Consider the following 20,124-nt stretch of genomic DNA (forward strand, 5'->3'; position numbering starts at 1 on the left):
TTACAGGTTACTACTAGTGTTTTAAAGCATTTATAAAATATTTTCTGTGCCTTTAATAGTTGTAATTTTTAGTTCGCTTTCGCGAAAGCGATCACTGCACAAGCAATCTTAAGCACTTTCTTGAGCTCAGGATAACTTAATTCAAATAACCCGTTTACTTCATAAGGAACTGACTAGATAATTGATCCTGGCCAGCTTGAATTTTATAAATATAAATACCTTCTTGAAGCCTTGTGTTTAGGATGTTTTTAATGTTAAATTCGTGTGTACCAGGCATTAAATATCCCGAAGAAATTTGACCTATCTCCTTACCTAGCATATCGTAGATACGAATGTCACATTTACGACCTGATTGTAAGGTAAGGTGTAAAATATTTTCAGTGCCAGAGTGGTAGACTAAATGTTTGATGTCTTGGATTGAACTATCATCAAAACTTAAAGTTGTACAATTAAAACCAAGATTTAAGGTATTATAATTCCCATTGAGCATGGCTTGATCGATGGTTGATTGAGGTATACATAACCAATCTTGCAGTACGGTTTTATAAACATCTCTAAAATCTATATTATGGATCATATTACCTGCAGCGTCTAATTGCGTAAGGCTAGGGTGGTTTCCTACAAACCCATTACCGTTTAATCCTGGTCCAAAAAGCATCATGGGTGCAGCAGCTCCATGATCCGTACCATTAGAGCCATTTTCTTCTACTCTACGACCAAATTCTGAAATAGTCATCGCGAGTACTTCGTCCTGATTTCCATAAGCTGCTAGATCGGTGTAAAAAGCATCTATGGCATTACTTAATTTTTGCATCCGATCTGCATGTGTTGCCGCTTGACTAGCGTGTGTGTCGTATCCATCGAGAGTCACCATGTAAACCTTAGTACCTAAATTTCCTTTTATTAATCGAGCAACAATGGCTAGTTGATCGGCTATAGTGTTGTTGTTATACGATGCTTGTGTAGTACTTGCTTGGTAAGCACTGTGAATGACACCAGCATATTGAAAAGTGGTGTTTGTAGTCGTTCTTAAAAAACTCAGTTGGTCTCCATAAGTACATGGTGGGACATTGAGTACATCATGCTGCCATCCATTTTGTGCAAGATTATACAATTGTTGAGGATCGGCAACTGAAAAGGCGTAGTTGGTTTGTTGTCCGTCAAATATCAAGTTACCCAAACTACCTATTTGAATAGCAGGTGGTACTGCTGGCGGATTGAGTATAAAGTTAGGATATTCATTTTCAAATAATCTCCCTAACCAGCCGGTTTCTTCATTGGTAGTTTCCACAGCGCTTGCCCAAATATCTGATGATCTAAAATGAGATAAGTCTTGATTGTTATACCCGACACCTTGAACAACTTTCATTTCTCCATTTCCCCATCTAGATTGCAGGCTGCTCATGAATGATGGTAACCCGAGATTGGAATTAAGATTGTACAGCGTATTTTGAGGTAATGAAATACTAGGTCTACGACTAGCATAGGTTCCATAGTCGTATATAGGGACGATAGTGTTTAGGCCATCGTTTCCACCTTTAAGTCTAATAAGTACTAAAATTCTGTCATTGGTACTTGTAGTAAGTGCTGCTGTTATGGGTGAGGCCATGGCACTACTTATCTGGCTGCCGCCTAAAGTAAATGCTCCTGCACCTGCTAGTCCTAAAGCTTGTATAAAAGTTCTACGATTCCATGCTTCATGTTCGTCATGATGAGCTTGTGATTTAGGATCTTGATAGTTGTTATTATTTTGACACATGACGCTTCTTATTTAAGTTGGAATTCTGGCATTCTAAATATGTGTTGAATGAGCAAAAGAGTTTGCCATGGAGCGCTACCCCATTGTAAATTCCATTGTCCCGATGTGAAGTAGTTCTCTGGAACATCTCCTTTAAACACTTGTGTTGCAAGCGTGTAATCTGTATTTGTATGTAATGATTGAGGAACAAACCTATCCACTATATCACGTGCGATAATTGCAGGATCGGTATTTGAGGTAGCGATATCTAGGGCTAGATTGCGATAATGTTCTGGATCGTCATTCCATACTTGCCACATTATATACTCTAATCCTTGCCAGCGACCTGTTAAGCTAGTGCTATTGATCCATTCTTGATCTCCTTGCCATCCAGCAACATCGACAGGATTAAAAAGCTCTTGGCTTAATGCAGCACTTACGTAATGTACGATTGATAATTGTTGATCTGTTATCGTAAAATTCGCTTCTTTGATAAAGGTTAAAAAGCAATCTATAGGAGACTTAATAATCACGCCTATAGCATCTTGAGCAAAAAAATGTTCACTTTTAAATAATTGTCTGAGAACGGGAAGTAGTTCCCAGTTATTTGATCTAAAGGTAAGTGCGAGAGTATCAATGATGGATTGTGCAGGTAGTTCTGGACTTACGAAATAGCGATATAATTTTTTAATGATGAAATCTGAAATTTCATTTGCCCTTACAGCAAATAAATGATCAATTAGAGTGTCGTGATTAAAATTACTCGATACTCCAAAGATTGTTTTGGACTGATTATCAAATCCTGCTGGTAAAAAGTTAATGGGAGCACCTAGCTCTGTGTAACTATTATATCCTGTGAGCGCTCTTGCAGCTTCAACAATATCTTGCTGGGTGTAGTTATTGTTTTCTCCTAAAGTAAACAGTTCAAAAAGTTCTCTGGCATAATTCTCATTAGGATTACCTTGATAATTTAGAACTCCATTGAGGAATACAAGCATGGATTCATTTTTTCCTATGGCTTTAGTAAGTGATTTAAAATTCCCTAAACAATGAGTTTGTAGCAAATTGTAATATTGAAATAACCAACTGGGCGCATTATAATCCTCTACACGGGTAACAAAATGATTATGCCAGAACATGGTCATTCTTGCCTTCAATCCAAGATTCAGATTGTCATTCATAGTTTGAGTCCACCATTGCTGTATTTGGGTTACTCTTTCATTATTATAATCCGTATAATCACTTTGACTCCAATAACCCCAATTAGGAGCTGGAGTGTTATTGTAGGCCAGCGCATCGGTGATAAGACCTTCAATAAATACGTCTGGTGAAACAGACAATGCATTGTTTTCTTGAATGTGATCTATACCATAACCTAACCTCCGTACAGCGTGCCTTACCCTATTTATATTCCATGGTTTTGAAGCGCTAGGTACATAAGTATTAAGAGTATCTGTATTACAAGAAGTAAGTGTAGCCGTCATGTCAACGTGGTTTAAAAGGGTAAGTTAAAAATTTATAACTTAGTTCTATGACTTTTATTACTCATAAAAGTTTAAAAATCGATTAAAAACCAATTGTATTGAGTTATAAACCAGTAAATTACTTAGAGAAAGGAGATCTTGTTTATATATTATGCACAGCAAGAAGTGCACAAAAAGATTCTTTGCAACCTGCTATCAAAGCACTGGAACAGCAAGGGTTGTCTGTAATATGTGGCGATACCATTGGAAAAATAGAGCATCAACAAGGAGGATCTATCCAACAACGAGTTGATGATTTCAATAATGCATTAAGCAATCCAGATGTAAAGGCAATTTGGATTGCACGTGGTGGCTATGGTACTATTCAAATTCTTGATTTGATAGATTTTGATGTCCTTTTAAAGTATCCTAAATGGATAATCGGTTATTCGGACATCACATTAATTCATTCAAAAATTATTAATCTAGGTCTGGAAAGTATTCATGCTTTAATGCCTATGGAGTGGACCAATAAATCACTAGCTAATCAGTCTAGTTTCATAGAGGTTCTTTTTAACCCAGTTGTTAAGATGATGGTGCCAAATGATAGAGGTATCAAACCACAGGAAATTCAGGGAACTCTCATAGGTGGTAATTTGTCTATCTTATACAGTTTACTAGGAAGTGATGATTTCCCAAAAACACATAATTCCATCTTGTTTATAGAAGAAATAGATGAGTATTTGTATCATTTTGAGCGTATGTTGTATTCATTGCACAGAGCTGGTGTGTTATCGCAATTAAAGGCGATAGTAGTTGGTGGATTAACCAGTATGAATGATCACGACATTCCCTTTGGTAAAACAGCCATACAAATTATTGAAGAACGTACTGCACAATATTCATATCCTGTCATTTACAACATTCCAGCTGGACATGTCGAGAATAATCAAAGCTTGATAATGGGAAGAATTATGAATATCTCGATTGAAGAATCTCGTATTACATTAACTCAATAGGATGGCGCAACACAATGAATTAGGGAAACAAGGAGAGAAGATGGCAGTAGCTCATCTTGAAAAATTGGGTTATGAAATTCTGGCTACCAACTTTGTCTATCAAAAAAATGAGATTGACATTATAGCTCGATTAAACGATATTATAGCCATTGTAGAGGTTAAAACCAGAAGAACACCAGACTTTGGTGATCCTAAGGATTTTTTAAAACCTAGTCAAATTAAAAGGATAGTAACAGCAGCTCATCATTTTGTAGAAGAAATCCTAGAGCCACAAGAAGATGTAGAAGTGCGTTTTGATATTATGAGTATAATAAAAAATAAAGCAGGAACTCGTATGGAATTCATAACAGATGCTTTCTATCACTTTTAATGAAAAAAATCCGTAAGTAGAACCTACGGATTTTTAAAATATTAGATTAGTAAAAACTATCCTTTTTGACTTGCTGTTTTAGCTTCAATTTCTTTTACTAAATAAATGTAAACAGGAAAGTGGTCACTGTAACCACCGGTAAAATCACCATCAGAAAAACTTCTTTTAGGGTAACCTTTATAACGTCCAGTCTTATTGGTCATAAAACTAGGATTAAAAATATTAGCTTGATAATACATGTATCCATCTTGTTTTGCCTCACTTAATAAAGGATATGTAAACATTATTTGGTCAAAAACGTTACCTGCGTCTCTATAAGCTAATGTATTATAACCATCTTTTAACATTTGAATATACGGGTTGTAAATCATTTGTGGTTTAACATCTTCACGATCCTTTTGAGCGTTTAATGTAACCTTTACACTTTCATTTGTTGGGTCATCATTTAAGTCACCCATGGTAATGATTTTTGCCATTGAATTAATACTATGAATTGAATCCATGATTTTTTTATTCAATGCAGCAGCAGCAACACGGTTGGGTCTACTTTTTTGTTCACCACCACGACGTGATGGCCAGTGGTTTACAATGAATGTAATCTCATCTCCATCCAGTTTTCCAGTCACAACAGTTTGGTCACGAGTGTATATTCTTCTTCCGCTTGATTTATCAAAAATCAAAAGCTCTTTTGATTCTGCATTGGTTACTGTAAAATCAGCTTTTTTATACAACATTGCAGTGTCAATCCCACGACGATCTGGTGAATCAAAATGTACAATGCCATAGTCAAATTCCTTGAGTAAAGGATGGTTGACAAGATCTTCAAGAACTCGGCGATTTTCAATTTCACAAACTCCTAGAATGGTTGGAGCTGTTTGAGCTTTATCGGCACCTATTTTTCTAATAACTCGTGCCATACTAGTAAGTTTTTTCTTATAGACTTCTGCACGTCTACCTTCGGCCATTTCCATTATTGGGCTAGCCTCATCATTAATACTTGTGTCGTCTTCGGCGTCAAATAGGTTTTCTAAATTGTAAAAAGCAACAGTTTTAACTTTGTACTGTTTTGCTTGTGTAGTCTGGGCTTGTAGTGAGTTCGCTTTCGCGAAAGCGAAAATACATAAAGCACCTAGAAATAATTTTTTGAACATTTTTTCTTTCAAATATTATGTTATTGTAAAATATCTAGTCAAAATCGGTGCCAAAGGTACATAACTGATAATAAAGACGTAGTTTTGCGCCGATTTAATAACGAAATGTTAATATTAACCTTATGATTACTAGCTTAAGAAAAGCACTTTTCGGGTTTTTAATTTTGTTTACTTCTTTAATCCAAGCGCAAGAACTAATTAAAGGACGCGTGATTGATGAAGTTACAGAAGAGCCCATTCCTAGTGCTATTATTACCGTTAAAGGTCTGGACTTCAAGGCCACTTCTAATGCAGATGGATACTTTGTTATAGAAGGAGCAATCCCAGTAGGAGACCAAACGGTTCAAGTAGTTCGCACAGGATACTACGCCCTTTCACTACCTGTAGTGATTTCTTTACAAAATCCTGTTGATTTAGATCCTTTGTACATGACACCAGATAATTCACTAGAGGTGCAGTCACAAGGGATTATTTCTTTAACTGAGAATGATCTTGCCGATGATGAAAATGCGGCAAACAACGTATCTGGTCTATTGATGAGTGCTAGAGATCAATTCTTGAGAGCTGCAGCATTTGATTTTAGTGCAACTTTCTTCAGACCGCGTGGTTTAAATAGTGAGGACGGTAAAGTTCTTATTAATGGTATTGAAATGAATAAGCAATTCTCTGGTCGTCCACAATGGAGTAACTGGGGTGGGCTTAATGATATCATGAGAAACCAGGTGTTTACTATGGGGCTAAGTGCTGCTGATGATACCTTTGGTGGTTATGGTGGTGTTCAAAGTATAAATATGAGAGCGTCGCAACAGCGTCCAGGATCTCAAATATCTTATGCATCAAGTAATCGTAGTTACCAACATCGTTTAATGGCTAGTTATAGATCTGGCTTAATGAATAACGGTTGGGCTTATGCAATTAATGCTTCAAGACGTGCTGGTGAAGAAGGTTTTACTGATGGAACACCTTACGATGCAAATTCTTTAGGTATTTCTGTTGAAAAGAAGTTTAATGATAAACACAGCTTAAACTTCACAGGTATGTATACTCCAAATAGAAGAGGTAGACGTACTGCTATTACTCAAGAAATTCGTGATTTAAAGGGAATCACTTACAATCCATTTTGGGGTGAATTAAACAATGATGAGCGCAACTCTAGAATTCGCGAGATAGAAGAGCCAATACTAATGCTTAACCACTACTGGGATGTAAATCCTAAACTTAGAGTAAATACCAATGTGGCATATCAATTTGGTAAAATAGGTAACACTAGAATTGATAATGGAGGAACTACGCAAGAAACAATTGATGGTCAAAATGTATATGTAGGTGGTGCAAGAAATCCTAATCCGGATTATTACCAAAACTTACCTTCTTACTTTTTAAGAAATGGGTCTGACCCGATTGATTTTCAATATGCTTATCTAGCAGAACAAGCCTTTATCAACGACGGTCAGTTAGATTGGAACAGTCTTTATGAAGCAAATAGAGTTCTTGCTGATCAAGGTAGAAACGCACTTTATGTTTTACAAGAAGATAGAATTGACGACAAATTATTCTCTGCAAACACTATAATTACTGCCGATATCACAGATAATATCCTATTTAACGGAGGAATACGTTACCGTACTTTAAATAGTGACAACTATGCTAGAATTGACGATTTATTAGGAGGAACTGGTTATCTAGATGTAGACTTTTTTGCGGAAGAGTCAGTAGATGTAAATCTTGATGTTCTTGCTCAATCAGATGTAAGAAACCCGAATAGAATTGTTGGGCTAGGTGATCGTTATAAGTACAGTTATGAAATTGATAGTGATGTGATATCATCATTTGCACAAGCACAGTTTAAAACTGCAAAGGTTGATTTCTTCCTTTCTGGATCTGTGTCACAAACCTCATACCAACGTAATGGTAAATTTGAAAACGGAAACTTCCAAGGTGATCGTTCATTTGGTAAAAGTGATAAAGTTGACTTTACCGATTTTGGTGTAAAAGGTGGTGCTACTTATAAGATCAATGGACAAAACTTCTTAGATTTTCATGCAGCTTACATGACGCAAGCTCCTTACATAAGAACAGTTTTTTCAAATGCAAGACAAAACAACGACATTGTTGATGGTATAGAATCGCAGCGTTCTTACAGTGCAGATTTGAGCTATGTATTGAGTACTCCAAATGTAAAAGCACGTTTAACTGCCTACTATACCAAGTTTATGGATGGTAGCGATGTAGGTTTTTACTTTACAGAAGATCTTACTGGTTTACCGCTGGATGATGGTAGTGCTTTTGTTCAAGAAGTAATGACTAATATAGATCGTAGAAATATGGGTCTTGAAATGGGTCTTGAAGTTCAAGCAACTCCAACGATTAAATTAAAAGCTGCTGCTGCACTAGGACAAAATGTATTTACTAATAATCCAGACTTATATTTAACTAGTGATGATTTTAACGGTCAACTTAGATTTGGTGATGGTACTGCAAAGCTAGACGGATATCATGTAGCTGGTGGACCAGAAACTGCTTTACAAATAGGTTTTGAATATCGTGATCCTGATTACTGGAACATTGGTCTAACTACGAATTACTTTGCAAATGGTTATATCGATGTTAACGCATTACGCAGAAGTGATAATTTTATCTTAGATTATGACGGTCAGGTATTTAATGATTATGATCAAGATCTGGCTAATGAATTACTTGCTCAAGAACAATTTGAAGATTATGTGCTTGTAAATGTAATTGGTGGTAAATCATGGAAGATTGGAGACAAGTTTGTTGGATTCTTTGCTACTATTAATAATGTATTTGATAGAGAATACAAAACAGGTGGTTTTGAACAAGCACGTAACTCTAACTTTAGATCGGTAAGGGATGACCAAAACAATCCTCAAGAAGTTTTTGCTCCTAGATATTTCTTTGGAAATGGAACAACTTATTACTTAAACGTATATTTAAGATTCTAATAAAGCAATGATGAAATTTTTAAATAAAGCAACAATGAAACACATTAATAAAATTTTTGCACTAGCAGCTATCATGGCTGTTGCATTCTCGTGTGTAGAAGACGATGAATATGAAGTGCCAGATACAAGATTAGTAGATATTGAAGATCCTAGTAATATTGTTACAATAGGTAACGTAGTATCACAAATTGACCAGTCACAAAACGGTACAGTAACATTTGATACTCCAGGTGAATTCATGGAAGGTTATGTAATTTCAAGTGACGAAGCAGGAAACTTTTTTGAAGAGATAGTTATCCAGGATGCTCCTGAGAACCCAACAGTTGGTATAAAAGTTCTTATAGATAACAGTCCTTTATTTACAACCTATGAATTTGGTCGTAGAATTTTTGTAAAATTAGATGGATTGACTGCTGGTATTTCTAATGGTGTTCCTGTTATTGGAATAGCTGGTAGTGGTACTAACATCGAGAAGATCGCACCTTCACAACAAGAAGATTTCATTTTGAGAGATGACATCGTTGCAGAAATTGTTCCTACAGTTGTAACTCCTAGCGACTTTGCTACTGATAAACTTAATACGTACATCGTTTTAGATGGAGCACAGTTCTCTGACGAGGATGTAGCTAATAACCGTTCATTTGCTGCCGAGGCAACTGATCAGTTTGATGGACTAAGATTTCTTCAATCTTGTACCGACTTTTTTGCACCTGCAGTACGCCTAGAAACTAGTACTTTTTCAGATTTTAAAGCTGCAAGTGTACCAGGAGGAAGCGGTAGTGTAACTGCTATTCTTTCTAGAGATTTTGAAGATGACAATTTTGTAATCGTGGTAAATGGTCCTGCAGACTTTGATTTTGATCCTAATGTGCGTTGTGATTTTGACGTAGTGTCATGTGGATTAGTTGGTGCCGCTGGTGCAACAACAATTCTTTCAGAGAATTTTGAGACACAATCAACAGGTCAAATAGCACAGCCAGCTGGATGGACTAACTTCATTGAAGCTGGTACTGAAACTTGGGAAGTTTATAGCGCAGGAGGAACTAATGCTTCATTAGGTAATAGTGTAAGAGTAGGTTCTTTCCGTTCAAACGATACAAGTACTATCTCGTGGTTAATTACTCCACAAATTGATTTTGATGCGCAAACTGGTGAAGTTTTTGATTTTGAAACATCTAATAGCTTCGCTGATGGTTCAGAAATGCAAGTACTTTACAGTGCAGACTGGGATGGAACAACTGCTGGAATAACTACAGCAACTTGGGAAGCTCTTGCCGATCCTACAATTGTGGAAGACAGTGAATTCTTCGGTAACTGGGTTCCTTCAGGATTTGCTAGCCTAGACTGTTTAACGGGTACTGGTTATATCGCATTTAAGTACGAGGGATCAGGTGATGCTGGTTTTGATGGAACTTACGAATTAGATAACATTAGAATTACAAGCAACTAATAATTGCCTAAATCATAGTATAAAAGTCCTTTAAGTTTCTTGCTTAAAGGACTTTTTTGTATGTATAAATTCAAGTAAGTTCTTATTATTTGTAGGAAAATAAGGCCTAATAATTACTCTCTTTTTTTAGTTGGTATTTAGTTTGTACATATTACTTTTGCGCCGTCTCAAGGGGTGCTGGTATTACTGGCTGAGATTATACCCGAGGAACCTGGGCAGGTAATGCTGCCAAGGGATATTCTTTAAAGCAGGTGATTGTTATGCTTTCGCGAAAGCGTAATAATCTACTTAATTAAAGGAAAAGACATTCCTCTTAAATTTTTAATTAATAAGACCGAATAAATGCCCCTTTTATTTGAACGAAAAAGTTCAAAATGAAGTATTTATCAGTCGCTGTATTGACCTTACTAGGATTAGGTGTCACAGCACAAAACACACAAGTATCCGATACCACCAATGCCGAAAAGTTGGATGAGGTTCTTGTAAAAGCCGTTCGTGTAAACGCAAACTCACCAATCACACACAGCAACGTTTCCAAAGAGGAACTTGCAAAACGTAATTTAGGACAAGATATCCCTACATTACTTAATTTTTTACCATCCGTTGTTACAACTAGTGACGCTGGTGCTGGTATAGGTTATACCAGTTTGAGAGTGCGTGGTGTAAGTTCACAATCTACCAATGTTACGATTAATGGTATTCCCTATACCGATGCAGAATCTCTAGGTACGTTTTGGGTAAATTTAGGAGACTTTTCATCTTCTGTTGAAAGTTTACAATTACAAAGAGGTGTAGGAACATCTACTAACGGTAGTGGAGCATTTGGTGCAAGTATTAATTTGTTGACTGATGCAGTTAATAAAAACGCTACTGGCCAAATTGCAAATAGTTATGGTAGCTTTAATAGTAGAAAGCATACTTTAAAGTTCTCTACAGGATTACTTAATGAACATTTTGAAATATCAGGAAGGTTATCTAACATAGCATCAGATGGATATATCGATAGAGCGTCAACCGATTTAAAATCGTATTACCTACAAGGTTCCTATGTTGATGACAATACATTGATCAAGGCCATAACTTTTGCCAATGAAGAGGTTACGTACCAATCTTGGTTCGGTATCGATGGAGATCAATTAAGAGAAGATCGAAGGTTCAATCCTGCTGGTCAATATGAAGATGAAAACGGTGTTACACAATTTTATGATCGTGAAGTAGATGATTATAAACAAGATCATTATCAGTTACATTGGAATGAACGTTTCAATAACAATTGGTCATCAAATGTAGGTTTGAACTATACCTATGGTAGAGGTTTCTTTGAGCAGTATAGAGAGGATGATGATTTCAGTACCTACGGTTTTGATGAATTAACGGTTGATGGTCAGTTGGTTAATACTACTGATCTCATACGCAGAAGATGGTTAGATAATGACTATTATGTGGTTAATGCAAACGTTAATTATAAGGACAATAAGATGGATGTTTTGTTAGGAACATCTTTTAGTCACTATGATGGAGATCACTTCGGTGAGGTTATATGGGCGCGATTTGCTAGTCAAAGTGAAATTAGAGACCGATATTATGAAGGAAATGGTAAGAAAAATGATTTTTCAACCTTTGCCAAAGGAACCTTTAAACTCGATGATAGATTTCAATTATATCTAGATGCGCAAGTAAGAAATGTTAACTACGAGACATCGGGTATAAATTCAAATCTTACCATGTTTAATGTAGATGAGAACTATTTATTCTTCAATCCAAAAGCAGGATTGACTTATTCAATTGATTCAAATGATGATTTATACTTCTCGTATGCAAGAGCTAGTAGAGAACCTAATAGAGATGATTTTGAGAGTAATCCTAATATAGAGCCAGAACGTTTAAATGATTTTGAACTGGGATGGCGTCATAAAAAAAATAAGATTGCCTTTAATGCAAATGCCTATTTCATGTATTACGAGGAGCAACTTGTTCTTACTGGTGAAATCAATGACGTAGGTGCTGCATTAAGAGATAATAGTGGCGAGAGTTATAGACTAGGTTTAGAATTAGAAACTGCCATTCAATTATCTAATGAGTTCACATTACAAACCAATGTTACTTTAAGCTCAAATAAGAACCTGGATACTGTAGTTTCTAGAGATGGAGAGCTAGTTGACTTAGGATCTACAGATATCGCTTTTTCACCTAATATAGTAGGAGCAAATCAGCTTACTTACCAACCTAGTGAAACCTTTCAAGTAAGTTTATTGACTAAGTTTGTAGGAGAACAATTTATGAGTAATACAGAAGCTGATTTATCAAGGTTAGAAAGTTATTCAACCACTGACATCAACTTTATATACACTCTTAAAACTAAATCCATTTTTGATTCAATAGTTTTTACTGGATTGATTAATAATATCTTTAATGAGAAGTACGTCTCAAATGGTTATTATTTCACATTTGATGACACGTGGTCTAATCCAAATTCAATTACAACAATTGAAGGTGTAGGTTATTATCCACAAGCTGGTATTAACTTTTTAGCTGGTGTTACCTTGAATTTTTAAGTTATTTAACTTTGAAGAATAATAAAATCCTGTACCTATCGTGGTACAGGATTTTATTATTTTTTATTACTCTATTAGGTGCTTTTCAGAGTTCCGCGCACTATTAATTGTCATGACAGAAGTAAATTAAGTTTTAAATCCGGTATTCCAAATCATTTTGAAATGTATTGAAAACCAAAGTAGGAAAACCCTAGATTAGTCCATATCCTTTCTAATCATAAGGTTTGTAGCTATACATAATTTAATCAATTTGAAACGGTAATAATGTTCCCATTGCGCACTACACGATATGCCTTCATGCCATATTCTCCATTGCCTTCTAAAGGTTGACCGTTGATTAGGCTATATTTATTATTATCTGTAGGGCATGGGCAACTAGCTTCAATACCATTTATTTCCATTCTAGAACATTCATTAGGTGTATGGTTAGGATCGCTTAAATCAAAGGCAAAATAATCTCTATTGTTTGAATTATAGACCACAATACCACGATTCCCAAAACCCGAAATCTCAACCGTGTTACCGGGAAAGTTTAAACCACTATATTGAGGTAAGGATGTGTTCAACTCGACTGCAAACCCTAGATCCAGTAAGTTAGGATTACGATTGCGCAACTCGTCGTCCTCACAGGATATAAAACCCAAAACAATTAAAATTAATTTCCAATTTTTCATAGCTTTTTTTAAAATGAGTGTAAATGTATAACGCAAACTTAGTTATTTCGTATATTTGATTTAGAATCCCGCAGCAATGATGGGATTTTCTTATTTATAGAACAACCTGTGTGATGTTTGAACATGATGGCGTAGTTATTCCGCTTTCGCGAAAGCGAAATACGACACAAGCATCCACATAAAAATATCATTATGAGTAATGTATCATACTATACGGAAGAAGGTCTAAAGAAATTAAAAGACGAATTAAAGCAACTAAAAGACGTTGAACGTCCAAAGGCATCACAAGCTATCGCCGAGGCAAGAGATAAAGGTGATTTAAGTGAAAATGCCGAATATGACGCAGCCAAAGAGGCTCAAGGCTTGCTCGAGATGAGAATTTCAAAACTAGAACAAGTCGTGGCTAACGCTAGGATTATTGATGAGAACAGCCTGGATTTATCCAAAGCACTTATTCATAGCACTGTTAAGATTAAAAATTTGAACAACAACATGGTGATGAATTACAAACTTGTTGCTCAAAGCGAGGCAGATCTAGCCAAAGGATACATCTCAGTCGATTCTCCTATAGGTAAAGGACTTTTGGGTAAGGAAGTTGGTCAAGTGGCCGAAGTTCAAGTTCCAGTAGGAACCATTAAATTAGAAATACTGGAAATAAGTAGGTAATGAGTATTTTTTCTAAAATTATCACTGGTGAAATTCCTTGTCATAAGGTGGCAGAAAATGAGAGTTTTCTAGCTTTTCTGGATATTAATCCAAATGCTCCTGGACATACTCTTTGTATTCCAAAAAAGGAAGTGAACAAACTATTTGATCTAGAAAAGCAAGAGTATGACGATTTAATGAGTTTCTCAAGAGAGGTTGCTTTAATATTAAGACAAGAGATTACTTGTGAGCGTATAGGAATGTCGGTTATTGGATTAGAAGTACCACATGTTCATGTGCATTTAATTCCCATACGTACAATGGATGATATGCGTTTCTCGTCAAAAGTAAGTATGTCACAAGATGAGATGAGTGAGCTGGCTACTAGATTAAGCGAGAGATATTTTAACGGGAACTAGGCTTATATGCCTGTAATCAAAATAGAAACACGTATTAAAGGCGATGTGAAAGTTGTTTTTGATCTAGCCAGAAGTATAGATTTTCATCTTATTTCAACATCTGGTAGCAAGGAACGCGCGATTGCCGGAAAAACTAGTGGATTAATAGAGGAAGGTGAGTCAGTTACTTGGCGAGCCAAGCATTTGGGTGTTTATCAAAATTTGACTTCAAAGGTTACTCTTCTACAAAGACCAAATTATTTTGTTGACGAAATGCAATCTGGTGCATTTAAGAGTTTTAAACATGAGCATTTTTTTGAGCAAAAGGAAAATTATGTCATTATGAAAGACATTTTTACCTACCATACACCATTAGGATGGCTAGGAAAACTCGCCGATTTCATGTTTCTAAAAAAATATATGTATCAATTTTTAGAATCACGCAATCGAATTTTAAAATCCTTTGTAGAATCGGGAGAATGGAAAAATAGTTTACCCAATTTTGCTAATTAAGCGCTCTTTTTCTTCTGAAGAACTCCGTCATCAAGGCAGCACATTCATTTTCCAATATACCACTTACAATTTCAGTTTTAGGGTGAAGTTGAGTTCCCATATTCCTGTATCCTCGTGAGCTGTCGCTAGCGCCAAAAACTATCTTGCTTATTTGTGACCAGTACAATGCGCCGGCACACATTTGACAAGGTTCTAGTGTGATATACATAGTACAGTCTTTAAGATATTTGCCACCTAGAAAACTAGCCCCAGCTGTAATAGCTTGCATTTCGGCATGAGCGGTAACATCGTTTAATGTTTCGGTTAAATTATGTCCTCGTGCTATGATTCTATTTTGTGTAACGATGATAGCACCTACCGGTATTTCATTGCGGTCAAGAGCTTCTTGAGCTTCTTGAATCGCTTTTTTCATAAAGTAAATATCGTCGTAAGGTTCAATCATGCTGTAAAAGTAGTAGAACTATTACTATCTAAATGTAAGTTACGCGATAACTTTGTACAAAATATAGGTACAATAGGACTATACAGCCTTAATTAAAGTGGTAGTAGTATATTCCCAACGATAAGAATTACCTTTGACCCATGCAGGAAACATTGCTTTCTAGGATAGAAGACCCATGTGATTTAAGACGCTTTCGCGAAAGCGAACTCACCCAAATTGCTCAAGAGTTAAGAGATTATATCATAGAAATAATATCTCAGAAGGAAGGACATTTAGGAGCTAGTTTAGGAGTAATAGAGCTTACTATAGCGTTGCATTATGTCTTTGATACACCTGATGATTTATTAGTTTGGGATGTAGGTCATCAAGCTTATGGCCATAAGATTTTGACGGGTCGCAGAGAAGCGTTTAAAACTAACCGTGATTATGGTGGATTGTCCGGTTTTCCAAAAATTGATGAGAGCAACTACGATACATTTGGTGTAGGACACAGCTCTACAGCTATAAGTGCAGCATTAGGAATGGCGATAGCTAGTAAATTATCAAACTCGTCAAAAAAACATATAGCCGTTGTAGGAGATGCTAGTATAGCTAGCGGTATGGCATTTGAAGCGCTCAACCACGCCGGAGTAAGTAACGTAGATTTATTAGTTATACTAAATGACAATGCCATAGGTATTGATCCTAGTGTAGGAGCTCTTAAAGAGTACTTAACCACTACCAAATCTGGAAAAGAAACAGGTCAAGATAATATTTTTGAAGCGCTCAAATTTGATTATTCGGGACCTATTGATGGTCATGATATGAATGGCTTATTACGTGAGCTGAAAAGGCAAAAAACTCTTAATGGCCCACGTTTATTGCATATAAGAACTGTTAAAGGAAAAGGTCTAAAGCAGGCTGAAATTGATCAAGTAAGATATCACGCTCCTGGTAAATTTGATAAGATAACGGGTGATCTTACACCTAGTGATACGAGTATGTTACCGCCAAAATTCCAAGATGTTTTTGGTCATACGCTTGTTGAACTTGCAGAAGCTAATGATAAGATAATAGGCATAACGCCTGCAATGCCTACTGGTAGCTCAATGAAAATCATGATGCAAGCATTTCCTGATCGAGCATTTGATGTGGGAATAGCAGAACAGCATGCTGTGACATTGGCAGCTGGGATGGCCACACAAGGATTAATTCCATTTTGCAATGTGTACTCAACATTTTTACAAAGGGCTTATGATCAGGTGATTCACGACGTGGCATTGCAAAAATTACCAGTTATCTTTTGTTTGGATAGGGCAGGACTTGTAGGAAAAGATGGGCCTACACATCATGGGGTTTTTGACCTTGCCTATCTTAATTGTATACCCGATTTAATTATAGCTGCGCCTATGGATGCGATGGAGTTAAGAAGTATGATGTTCACTGCTTCTTTAGGGTTGGATTTACCTATTGCTATACGTTATCCTAGAGGTCGATGTAATTCAATAAATTGGCGATCTACCTTGGGAAAAATTTCAATTGGTACATCTAGAACTTTGTCTAGAGGTAAACATGTTGCTGTATTAACCTTGGGACCTATTGGGGTTACCGTGCAAAAACTTATTCAAGAAAATCAATTATCCGTAACTCACATTGACGTTCGCTTTTTAAAACCACTTGACAAGAATATGTTACAATCGGTTTTTGAATCTCATGAGCATATTGTAACTATTGAAGATGGTAGTTTGATAGGAGGATTGGGATCCACTATAAAAAATTATGCTTTTTCAAATCCATCAATCGGTGATGAATCCAAAAAAGCATATTCTGTCAAAATCCATTCTTTAGGAATTCCAGACACATTTATAAGTCATGGCCCTACAGAACAATTGTATAAAGAGGTAAGTATAGATGAGGCATCTATACTAAATCTACTAAGTAAGTTACTTAATCAGTAGCTTGGTACTTATTGCAATGTTGTCTTTATAAGCACTTAAAATATAGTAACCTGATTTTAAGTTTAATTGTACTTGAGAACCTTGTTTACTAAGCGTCATATTCTCTTTTGACCAAACTCTGCGACCGTTTAAATCATGGAGCTTTACATCATATGTATTTTCCAATTCACTGTGAATTGAAAAAGTTCCATTTGACACGGTTGGTGTAACAAAAATTTCATTGGAAATTTCGTTACTGTCAGCTATGCTTGCTGTATCTAAGGTGCCAGTAAATAGTCCTCTACCATGAGTAGCTGCTAATACTGTGTTGTCGCTAGCCCGATAATCTAGATCAACAACTTTAACATTAGTCATACCATTTATAGCTGGAATCCAATTGGGTCTTGCAGAATCGAAGTCTGCAGTGGTATAGATTCCTATTTCAGTCCCAATAAGAACTTCATTAGGTAACAAAGGATTTGGAAGAATGGTTTTGACAGGTATATCGGGTAAATTTCCATCTTTTCTTTGCCATGTCACTCCACCATCGCCTGTGTAAAATATATTATTTACACCATAATTGTGAACTGTGAGGTAAATCTCCTGTTCTGTTGACCCAAACTCGATGTCTGATACACTACCTAACAGTCCATTTGGATTAATATTTGTCCACACTGGGGAAGAAGTAACATTAGTGACACGAAATATATTTGATCTTTCAGTACCTACAAATAAAACAGGATTCCCATTTGCAAATGGAGAAGCCTTCATCGCTGTAGGTCTGTCATTAGAAATTTGATTTGACGTTATAGTATTGCAATTTGATGTGGATGCAAATAATTGACAAACCTCGATTCCATTATTACCATTAAATGTTTTGCTATTGGCAAATAAATAATCATTAACCTTATCCAATTCAGCAACATTAATAAAATCTCCTGTTCCACCAGCGTTGTCTCCACAATTTGAAGAGGTTACACAATATCTAAAGCTATAACCTGGATAGGTGTAATACCTATGATTATTGTATTGGGTAGATACTACTACATAACCATCGGCACCATCGATGTCAGTGTGTGCTCCATCGCCGCCAACGGCTAATAGAAAAGGATTAGGGCCTGCTTGAGCATTATTAACGACTAGTGTACCATTATCTTGTGTTCCTCCTGCAAAATCATCTCCGTTACTTGCTCCGTTTTCATCAATCGCAGCATAGTAGAATTGAGTAATATTCAGATTGTTATTTCTGTTTTCAATAGCGTTTGAAGAGCTTGATGCGCTATTAAAGCTTGATACATAAGAACAGCCTCCATCTGACCCTATCAATCCTTCATTTGAATTACCTGGTCTAAAACTAATAGCATGAATATCTGCGTGAACAAAAGGAACAGGTAGTGCGTTTAGACCGTTAAAGTTGGTCCATTTAGAAATTTGTTGCCATGAACTTCCTCCATTTTGACTAATGAAGGAATCTATCCCACCAGCATAAAGAATTTGATCGTTATTTGGGTCTACTTCAATCACTAAATCATAAAACGCTTGTCCTCGAGTAAAATCACTTGCAGGAATTGTATTGTCCGCATCATCCGGTTCATTCATGGGATTTAAGCTTAAAAAATCATTGCTGGTTTTATAAAGATCTGCTTGATTTGAAAATGTTTGTACGGCTACATAGAATAAATCAGAATTAGTTTTTGATGTTGCTATTTCTACTCTGTCAGCTCCTGATATGGTTGCTGCAAGGTTCCAATTTGTTCCATTAACACTTCTATAAATTAAACCACCTCCCTGATTTGATAAAGGAGAACCAATCGTTCCAAAATACAATTCATTGTCTGCTGCTATTTCAAAGTCATTTGGAATGTAATAGAAAGTGTTATTTCCTTCCGTATAACTTAGGTTGGGTTCTTCAATTCTGTTCCAAGACAGGCCTGAGTCAATACTTCTATACAAACCGGAATTTTGAAGGCCTAAGGTGTTATCAGGGTTTCCAATATTAAAATTGGGAGAAGCATAGTTTTCTCCTCCTATACCGACATATATTTCTGAAGTGCCATTAACATCCCTTACAATTACATCAGTAATAAAGAATATGCCTGATTTAAAAATGTCACCAGCAATGTTTTGATCACCACCACCTGCAATATTGATGGGAACTGTGTTCCAAGTCAATCCGCCGTCTGTGGTTTTATAAAGACCGTTACCAACAGCTGCTCCAAAAGTGTAAATTTCTCCTGTTCCTATATACATTGTTAATGGATCGTTGGGATCTATTGCATAGCAACTTACATTAAGATTAGATGCTACACCAGGGATAATAGTCCATGAAGAGTTTGCGTCGGTTACATCCTCATTAACCCACAATCCGCCTCCTACACCACCTGCGAAAGCACGGTTGTAATCTATTCCATCACCATTATTAGGTCCAACGTCGTTCGGGTCAAAGAAAACTACATGAGTGCGACCACCGATATTATTTGGTCCACGATCTTCCCAACTTCTAGAGTTTCCTGGAACGCTTTTAGCAATTTCAAGATCCTTGTTAATTAACTTAACTTTCTCTGGAGTAGGTCTACCCAGGCTAGGATTCATGGTTAACAGGTATTCTCTTTCATAATACGCGTTTGGTGGAAGACCTTGTTTTTTTCTATCTTCTCTGGATAGTTGTATAGTCTGGTTAAAAGGATGAGTGTCTAGAAAAGTTTCGTGTTGCTCTCTATCTTTATTGATTTGGGTGTTATCATTGTTGCTACAAGAGTAAAGCAAGGCAAACGAAATGATAATAAGTAACTTACTGAAGGTTTTCATAGCCTAAATTTTATATAAA

Annotated in this window: 15 protein-coding genes; 9 read left to right on the forward strand and 6 right to left on the reverse strand. The window is 36.2% G+C overall.

Features of this window, described 5'->3' with window-relative positions; all coding sequences use genetic code 11:
• Positions 1-154: 154 nt before the first annotated feature.
• Positions 155-1,759: a DUF1501 domain-containing protein gene (locus BST91_RS12605; protein WP_085775587.1), complete on the reverse strand. Its 1,605-nt coding sequence runs from the start codon at positions 1,757-1,759 to the stop codon at positions 155-157.
• A gap of 8 nt (positions 1,760-1,767) precedes the next feature.
• A complete protein-coding gene (locus BST91_RS12610; RefSeq protein WP_085775588.1) occupies positions 1,768-3,222 on the reverse strand; it encodes a DUF1800 domain-containing protein in 1,455 nt (484 codons plus the stop codon).
• 98 nt (positions 3,223-3,320) lie between these two features.
• Here BST91_RS12610 and BST91_RS12615 point away from each other — a divergent pair, with 98 nt between their 5' ends.
• Positions 3,321-4,220: a S66 peptidase family protein gene (locus BST91_RS12615; protein ID WP_042276284.1), complete on the forward strand. Its 900-nt coding sequence runs from the start codon at positions 3,321-3,323 to the stop codon at positions 4,218-4,220.
• 1 nt (position 4,221) lies between these two features.
• Positions 4,222-4,590, forward strand: coding sequence for a YraN family protein (locus BST91_RS12620; RefSeq protein ID WP_085775589.1), 369 nt, complete (start codon positions 4,222-4,224; stop codon positions 4,588-4,590).
• A gap of 56 nt (positions 4,591-4,646) precedes the next feature.
• On the opposite strand, the gene BST91_RS12625 is transcribed toward BST91_RS12620, so the two are convergent.
• Positions 4,647-5,741 (reverse strand): endonuclease/exonuclease/phosphatase family protein, encoded by a 1,095-nt coding sequence (locus BST91_RS12625; protein ID WP_085775590.1) that lies wholly within the window; start codon positions 5,739-5,741, stop codon positions 4,647-4,649.
• A gap of 122 nt (positions 5,742-5,863) precedes the next feature.
• Here BST91_RS12625 and BST91_RS12630 point away from each other — a divergent pair, with 122 nt between their 5' ends.
• The 3 genes from BST91_RS12630 to BST91_RS12640 all read left to right on the forward strand — a co-directional run bounded on the left by BST91_RS12630 (position 5,864) and on the right by BST91_RS12640 (position 12,709).
• A complete protein-coding gene (locus BST91_RS12630) occupies positions 5,864-8,704 on the forward strand; it encodes a carboxypeptidase regulatory-like domain-containing protein (protein ID WP_085775591.1) in 2,841 nt (946 codons plus the stop codon).
• Between the two features lie 34 nt (positions 8,705-8,738).
• Positions 8,739-10,154, forward strand: coding sequence for a DUF5689 domain-containing protein (locus BST91_RS12635; RefSeq protein ID WP_240919351.1), 1,416 nt, complete (start codon positions 8,739-8,741; stop codon positions 10,152-10,154).
• A gap of 374 nt (positions 10,155-10,528) precedes the next feature.
• The gene (locus BST91_RS12640; protein WP_085775593.1) at positions 10,529-12,709 is read left to right on the forward strand and encodes a TonB-dependent receptor; all 2,181 of its coding nucleotides are present in this window, start codon (positions 10,529-10,531) and stop codon (positions 12,707-12,709) included.
• A gap of 245 nt (positions 12,710-12,954) precedes the next feature.
• On the opposite strand, the gene BST91_RS12645 is transcribed toward BST91_RS12640, so the two are convergent.
• The gene (locus tag BST91_RS12645) at positions 12,955-13,383 is read right to left on the reverse strand and encodes a Rieske (2Fe-2S) protein (RefSeq protein WP_085775594.1); all 429 of its coding nucleotides are present in this window, start codon (positions 13,381-13,383) and stop codon (positions 12,955-12,957) included.
• 192 nt (positions 13,384-13,575) lie between these two features.
• Here BST91_RS12645 and greA point away from each other — a divergent pair, with 192 nt between their 5' ends.
• From greA to BST91_RS12660, 3 genes are read left to right on the forward strand one after another with little or no spacing between them, the layout of a single operon-like run.
• Positions 13,576-14,049: a transcription elongation factor GreA gene (greA, locus tag BST91_RS12650; protein ID WP_085775595.1), complete on the forward strand. Its 474-nt coding sequence runs from the start codon at positions 13,576-13,578 to the stop codon at positions 14,047-14,049.
• Entirely contained in the window at positions 14,049-14,447 is a 399-nt protein-coding gene (locus tag BST91_RS12655; RefSeq protein ID WP_085775596.1) for an HIT family protein, read from the forward strand. The genes greA and BST91_RS12655 overlap by 1 nt, the downstream gene beginning before the upstream one ends.
• Positions 14,448-14,453: 6 nt before the next feature.
• On the forward strand, positions 14,454-14,939 hold the full coding sequence (locus BST91_RS12660; RefSeq protein WP_085775597.1) for an SRPBCC family protein: 486 nt from the start codon (positions 14,454-14,456) through the stop codon (positions 14,937-14,939).
• Here BST91_RS12660 and BST91_RS12665 read toward each other — a convergent pair.
• Positions 14,932-15,381, reverse strand: coding sequence for a nucleoside deaminase (locus BST91_RS12665; RefSeq protein WP_085775598.1), 450 nt, complete (start codon positions 15,379-15,381; stop codon positions 14,932-14,934). The genes BST91_RS12660 and BST91_RS12665 overlap by 8 nt on opposite strands.
• Before the next feature lie 140 nt (positions 15,382-15,521).
• Here BST91_RS12665 and BST91_RS12670 point away from each other — a divergent pair, with 140 nt between their 5' ends.
• A complete protein-coding gene (locus BST91_RS12670) occupies positions 15,522-17,318 on the forward strand; it encodes a 1-deoxy-D-xylulose-5-phosphate synthase (protein ID WP_085775599.1) in 1,797 nt (598 codons plus the stop codon).
• On the opposite strand, the gene BST91_RS12675 is transcribed toward BST91_RS12670, so the two are convergent.
• Complete coding sequence (locus BST91_RS12675; protein ID WP_085775600.1) at positions 17,304-20,105, reverse strand: T9SS type A sorting domain-containing protein; 2,802 nt, start codon at positions 20,103-20,105, stop codon at positions 17,304-17,306. The genes BST91_RS12670 and BST91_RS12675 overlap by 15 nt on opposite strands.
• Positions 20,106-20,124 lie beyond the last annotated feature (19 nt).

The organism is Nonlabens tegetincola (assembly GCF_002117085.1).
GTDB classification, from domain to species: Bacteria; Bacteroidota; Bacteroidia; order Flavobacteriales; family Flavobacteriaceae; genus Nonlabens; species Nonlabens tegetincola.

Bases quoted from the DNA above. Each gene is read 5' to 3' on its own strand.
- BST91_RS12605 (WP_085775587.1), bottom strand. From the start codon at position 1,759: ATGTGTCAAAATAATAACAACTATCAAGATCCTAAATCACAAGCTCAT.
- BST91_RS12610 (WP_085775588.1), bottom strand. From the start codon at position 3,222: ATGACGGCTACACTTACTTCTTGTAATACAGATACTCTTAATACTTAT.
- BST91_RS12620 (WP_085775589.1), top strand. From the start codon at position 4,222: ATGGCGCAACACAATGAATTAGGGAAACAAGGAGAGAAGATGGCAGTA.
- BST91_RS12625 (WP_085775590.1), bottom strand. From the start codon at position 5,741: ATGTTCAAAAAATTATTTCTAGGTGCTTTATGTATTTTCGCTTTCGCG.
- BST91_RS12630 (WP_085775591.1), top strand. From the start codon at position 5,864: ATGATTACTAGCTTAAGAAAAGCACTTTTCGGGTTTTTAATTTTGTTT.
- BST91_RS12635 (WP_240919351.1), top strand. From the start codon at position 8,739: ATGAAACACATTAATAAAATTTTTGCACTAGCAGCTATCATGGCTGTT.
- BST91_RS12640 (WP_085775593.1), top strand. From the start codon at position 10,529: ATGAAGTATTTATCAGTCGCTGTATTGACCTTACTAGGATTAGGTGTC.
- BST91_RS12645 (WP_085775594.1), bottom strand. From the start codon at position 13,383: ATGAAAAATTGGAAATTAATTTTAATTGTTTTGGGTTTTATATCCTGT.
- greA (WP_085775595.1), top strand. From the start codon at position 13,576: ATGAGTAATGTATCATACTATACGGAAGAAGGTCTAAAGAAATTAAAA.
- BST91_RS12655 (WP_085775596.1), top strand. From the start codon at position 14,049: ATGAGTATTTTTTCTAAAATTATCACTGGTGAAATTCCTTGTCATAAG.
- BST91_RS12660 (WP_085775597.1), top strand. From the start codon at position 14,454: ATGCCTGTAATCAAAATAGAAACACGTATTAAAGGCGATGTGAAAGTT.
- BST91_RS12665 (WP_085775598.1), bottom strand. From the start codon at position 15,381: ATGATTGAACCTTACGACGATATTTACTTTATGAAAAAAGCGATTCAA.
- BST91_RS12670 (WP_085775599.1), top strand. From the start codon at position 15,522: ATGCAGGAAACATTGCTTTCTAGGATAGAAGACCCATGTGATTTAAGA.
- BST91_RS12675 (WP_085775600.1), bottom strand. From the start codon at position 20,105: ATGAAAACCTTCAGTAAGTTACTTATTATCATTTCGTTTGCCTTGCTT.